Source organism: Arthrobacter sp. CAL618, from assembly GCF_000468215.1.
Lineage (GTDB): Bacteria > Actinomycetota > Actinomycetes > Actinomycetales > Micrococcaceae > Arthrobacter_D.
Map to the genome: position 1 here is coordinate 1 of NZ_ASZW01000259.1, position 5590 is coordinate 5590.

The 5590-nt window shown below is 64.8% G+C and carries 2 protein-coding genes and 1 pseudogene; all 3 read left to right on the plus strand.

The window, feature by feature from the left end:
- The coding region (gene acnA, locus K728_RS0115990) for an aconitate hydratase AcnA (protein ID WP_024477326.1) at window positions 1–2597 on the plus strand (2597 nt) is incomplete at its 5' end.
- Between the two features lie 56 nt (window positions 2598–2653).
- On the plus strand, window positions 2654–4627 hold the full coding sequence (gene dxs / locus K728_RS0115995; protein ID WP_024477327.1) for a 1-deoxy-D-xylulose-5-phosphate synthase: 1974 nt from the start codon (window positions 2654–2656) through the stop codon (window positions 4625–4627).
- A gap of 393 nt (window positions 4628–5020) precedes the next feature.
- A pseudogene (locus tag K728_RS0116000) lies at window positions 5021–5590 on the plus strand (hypothetical protein); the annotation flags it as partial.

The window sequence follows — 5590 nt, forward strand, 5'->3', positions numbered from 1 at the left end:
ACACCGAGATCCAGTTCACCCCGGCCCGCGTGATCATGCAGGACTTCACCGGTGTGCCCTGCGTCGTCGACCTCGCCACCATGCGCGAGGCAGTCGTCGAACTCGGTGGAGACCCCAAGCGCGTCAACCCGCTGGCGCCGGCCGAACTGGTCATTGACCACTCGGTGCAGATCGACTTCGCCGGCAACGCCAACGCACTCGAGCGCAACATCGAGATCGAGTACCAGCGCAACGGCGAGCGGTACCAGTTCCTGCGCTGGGGTCAGACCGCGTTCGATGACTTCCTGGTGGTGCCGCCCGGCATGGGTATTGTCCACCAGGTCAACCTTGAGTACCTGGCCCGCACGGTGATGACCCGTGAGGTCACCACCGACGGCACCACCGCCCTGCAGGCCTACCCCGACACCTGCGTCGGCACCGACTCGCACACCACCATGGTCAACGGGCTCGGCGTGCTCGGCTGGGGGGTCGGCGGCATCGAAGCCGAGGCTGCCATGCTGGGCCAGCCCGTCTCCATGCTGATCCCTCGGGTGGTGGGCTTCAAGCTCACCGGTGAGATCCCCGCCGGCGCCACCGCGACCGACGTCGTGCTCACCATCACCGAGAAGCTGCGCAAGCACGGCGTCGTTGGCAAGTTCGTCGAGTTCTACGGCGAAGGCGTCAGCGCTGTGCCCCTGGCCAACCGGGCCACCATCGGCAACATGAGCCCGGAGTTCGGCTCCACCGCTGCCATGTTCCCGATCGATGAAGTCACCATGGACTACCTGCGGCTGACCGGCCGCTCGGAGGAGAACCTGGCACTGGTTGAGGCCTACGCCAGGGAACAGGGCCTCTGGCACGACCCATCGCGGGTCACCCGGTTCTCCGAATACCTGGAACTCGACCTCTCAACCGTGGTGCCCTCACTCGCCGGCCCGAAGCGCCCCCAGGACCGGATCGACCTGACGCGCGCCAAAGACCAGTTCCGGAAGGACATCCACCATTACGTCAACTCGGTGGACGACGCAGCGCTCGACGAGGCGCTCGAGGAATCCTTCCCCGCCTCGGACGTCCCCGCGATGACCTCCACGGTGAGGCATGCAGGGCGCTCACGCGTAATGGGCCGGCCATCAAACGCAGTCCAGGTCACCATGCCGGATGGCCGGGCGTTCGAGCTGGACCACGGCGCCGTCACTATAGCGTCGATCACCTCCTGCACCAACACGTCCAACCCATCCGTGATGCTGGCCGCTGCGCTGCTGGCACGCAACGCGGTGGACCGCGGACTCACCGCGAAACCCTGGGTGAAGACCTCGCTTGCTCCCGGCTCCAGAGTGGTCACCGACTACTACGACAAATCAGGGTTGACCCCCTACCTCGAAAAGCTGGGATTCTACGTGGTGGGATACGGCTGTGCCACGTGCATTGGAAACTCGGGTCCCCTTGACGAAGAGATTGCTGCGGCGATTCAGGCCAATGGCCTGGCGGTAACAGCGGTGCTCTCGGGGAACCGCAACTTTGAGGGCCGGATCAATCCTGACGTGGTGATGAATTACCTCGCTTCACCGCCGCTGGTGATTGCCTACGCCCTCGCCGGCACCATGGACTTCGACTTCGAGTCCGACCCCCTGGGACAGGACCGGGAGGGCACCAACATCTTCCTGCGGGACATCTGGCCCGCCCCGGCGGAAATCCAGCAAACCATTGACTCCTCAATCGACCGGGAAATGTTCGACAGAGGCTACGAGGGAGTGTTCGACGGCGACCACCGGTGGAAAGCACTCGACACCCCCCACGGAAGCACTTTCGCCTGGAATGCAGACTCCACCTACGTCCGGAAGCCCCCGTACTTCGAGGGGATGCAGGCGACGCCGGACCCGGTCGCCGACGTTACGGGCGCACGAGTGCTCGCCGCGCTCGGTGATTCGGTGACCACCGACCACATCAGCCCGGCCGGATCCTTCAGGGCGGATAGCCCCGCCGGACGCTACCTGCTCGAACACGGGGTGAACCGGAAGGACTTCAATTCCTATGGGTCCCGCCGAGGCAACCACGAGGTGATGATTCGCGGCACCTTCGCCAACATCAGGCTGCGCAACACCCTGTTGCAGGGGGTCCAGGGGGGATTCACGCGGGACTTCACCCAGACCGGCGGCCCCCAGACCTACATCTACGACGCAGCCGTGAACTATCAGGCAGCCAATATCCCCCTGGTGGTTCTGGCCGGAAAAGAATACGGTTCCGGCTCATCCCGTGACTGGGCGGCGAAAGGCACCGCACTGTTGGGCGTCCGTGCGGTAATTGCCGAGAGCTTCGAGCGGATCCACCGGTCCAACCTGATCGGCATGGGGGTGCTCCCGCTGCAATTCCCGGCGGGGCAGAGTGCAGCAACCCTGGGCCTTACCGGCACCGAGACCTTCGCCGTCGCAGGGGTGACGGCGCTCAACGAGGGCAGGACCCCGGAAACGGTCCGAGTCAGTGCCGTGCCGGAGGAGGATGGCGACACGATCACGTTCGACGCGGTGCTGCGTATCGACACTCCGGGGGAAGCCGACTACTACCGCAACGGTGGAATCCTTCACTATGTGTTGCGACAGCTCACAGCCAACCCGCGTTAGAGTTAATGACCCGCAGGCGTAGGTCCAGCGGGAATGACAAATACAAGGAGGCACCGATGGGACTCTTGGAAACCATCCGCCACCCTCAGGATCTCAGCCGGCTCACCAGCGACCAGTTGGAGCGACTGGCAGGTGAAATTCGTGACTTCCTCATCACGAACGTCTCCCGGACGGGAGGGCACCTCGGCCCTAACCTGGGGGTCGTTGAATTGACCCTTGGCATGCACCGGGTCTTTGATTCCCCGCGTGACTCGATGATCTTCGACACCGGTCACCAGTCCTATGTGCATAAACTGCTCACCGGGCGCCAGGATTTCAGCACGCTGCGCCAACAGGGCGGACTCTCCGGATACCCCTCGCGGGCCGAATCCGAGCACGACGTCGTCGAAAGCTCCCACGCCTCATCCTCCCTGTCCTGGGCTGACGGAATTTCCCGCGCCCGGGTCCTCGCTGGCGAGGGCGACCGCTACACGGTGGTCATGGTCGGTGACGGCGCCCTGACCGGCGGTATGGCTTGGGAAGCCATCAACAACATCGCCGCCGACAAGCGGCGCCGCGTAGTGATCGTCGTCAACGACAACGGCAGGTCCTACGCACCGACCATCGGGGGAGTGGCCGACTATCTGGCGTCCCTGCGTCCCACCCTGGACACGGTCCGTACCCACCGCGTCTATGAGGGCACTCTCGACTGGTCCAAGCGTCGCCTCCAGAACGGCGGGCCGCTAGGCCGGTTCACCTACAAGAGCCTGCACGCCACCAAGAAGGGCATCAAGGACTGGTGGGCGCCCCAGGGGTTGTTTGAAGACCTCGGAATGAAATACATCGGGCCCATCGACGGCCACGATATGTCAGCCGTCGAGCATGCGCTCCATCAGGCACGCAACTACGAGGGTCCGGTGATCGTGCACGCGATCACCGAAAAAGGGTATGGCTACGCGCCGGCCCGGGCCCACGAAGCTGACCAGTTCCATGCGGTAGGCGTCATTGACCCAGAGACCGGCCAGCCCGTCGGGGCAGCTGGACCACAGTCCTGGACCAGTGTGTTCGCCGACGAAATCGCGGCCCTGGCCGACGAGCGCACGGACATTGTCGGTATCACCGGCGCCATGCTCATTCCCGTTGGGCTCCACAAGTTCGCTGAGAAGTACCCCGAACGCGTGTTCGACGTCGGGATCGCCGAGCAGCACGCCCTCACCAGCGCCGCGGGCATGGCTTTTGGTGGGTTGCATCCGGTCGTGGCGCTGTACGCGACGTTCCTGGGGCGCGGATTCGATCAATTGCTCATGGATGTTGCCCTGCACAAAGCCGGGGTGACAGTAGTTTTGGACCGCTCGGGCGTCACCGGCCCCGACGGCGCCAGCCATCACGGGATGTGGGATATGGCGATGCTGCAGATCATCCCCGGATTGCACCTGGCCGCTCCACGGGATGCCACCAGGCTGCGTGAGGAACTCAGGGAGGCCGTCGCTATTGGTGACGCGCCGAGCGTGGTGCGCTACTCGAAGGGCGCTGTGGGCGCCGAGGTGCACGCGATTGAACGGCTCGACGACGGCGTCGAGGTGCTGTCCCGCCGCCCAGCGGGGTCCAACAACAACGATGTCCTGATTGTCAGCGTCGGCGCGATGAGCGAACTGGCCCTCGACGTGTCCAACCGGTTGGGTGCCCAGGGGATCAGCTCGACCGTGATTGATCCACGCTGGGTGCTCCCGGTGCGCCAATCAGTGATCAGGATGGCCGCCGAACACCGGATCGTCATTGTGATTGAGGATGGCGTGCGGGCTGGCGGGGTTGGGTCACGGATCCGGCAGGAAATGCGCGCCGTCGGTGTGGATACTGCGTTGAACGAGGTGGGGTTGCCCGTCGAGTTCCTCGACCACGGTACACGCAGCGAAGTGCTGGAACGGGTTGGGCTGACCGCGCGCAAGGTGGCCCAGGATGTCGTCGAGCAGGTACTGGGTACCAGGGTGCCGGTCGCCCGTCCCCTCCAGGGACAGGACGCACCAGTCACCGGGCAGCTGCCCAAGCTCTGATCGAGTCAGCCCAGAAAGTCGGATACCAAAAGCCGGGCGCCTGAAATAGTCTGTGAGACAATGAACGTGGCTGGCAGGGGAACCACATTCCCCGGCCGGTCCAGTGACAGGCTTCCGGCTTCGCCGGCGACGCTTCTGAGCGCATCGTGAAAACATCCGTACGGATGGGATGCCGAGAATCCGCTGTGCAGGCCAACCGTTGGGAAAGCAGCGGATAAGGAAAAGCGCCACTGGTCTTCGAGTGATGCCGCACCCCACGGATGGTGCGACCTCGAAGCTCACTTAGACGACTTCCGGTAGACGCGAGGCGCCAAGGTCCGCGAACAACCGACATACTGCCCCCGGGGGCGTCGGAATGTGGCCGACGCCGCAGGGGCTGGAGCAAAACACCATATGGATACTCAGCAGAACCCGACAGAGCAGAATCCCACAGAGCAGAATCCCACCGGCCAGGATTCGACCGGCCAGGTCCAGGATGCTGCGCAGGAGCACCCCGATGTTCCAGTGAAGAAGGCCACGAGGACCCGACGCAAAAAAGCGGATCCAGTAGCCGACGACGCCGCCTCGGCTACCGCAGAACCGGCAGAACCGGCCGCTGCGCCGAAGCGTCGTGCCACTCGGAGCCGTAAGGCCGCCACCAGCGATATCGTGCTCCCCGATGCGCCCACCACGCCCCCCACCGGGGCCGATTCCGGATCTGACGCAGAAGCTGCTGCAGCGGAGCCAGCGAAGGCACCCGCCCGGCGCCGGACCACCCGCAAGGCAGGTAGCCCCAGCGGGGCGCCAACCGCCGTCGAGCCCGCGGCCACCGCGCCAGAGAAGGCCGCCGCCGTCGAGACGGTTGATGCCGCTGCTGTACCACCAGCCGACGCCGTGCTGACGCCGGTGAAAAAGACCACCCGGCGCCGTTCGACTGCCGCGCAGCAGAAAGCTCCCGCGGCCGAAGAGGCAGCAGCGACTGCG

Excerpts from the sequence above, each read along its gene's own strand:
- dxs (WP_024477327.1), top strand. The coding sequence starts at position 2,654 with ATGGGACTCTTGGAAACCATCCGCCACCCTCAGGATCTCAGCCGGCTC.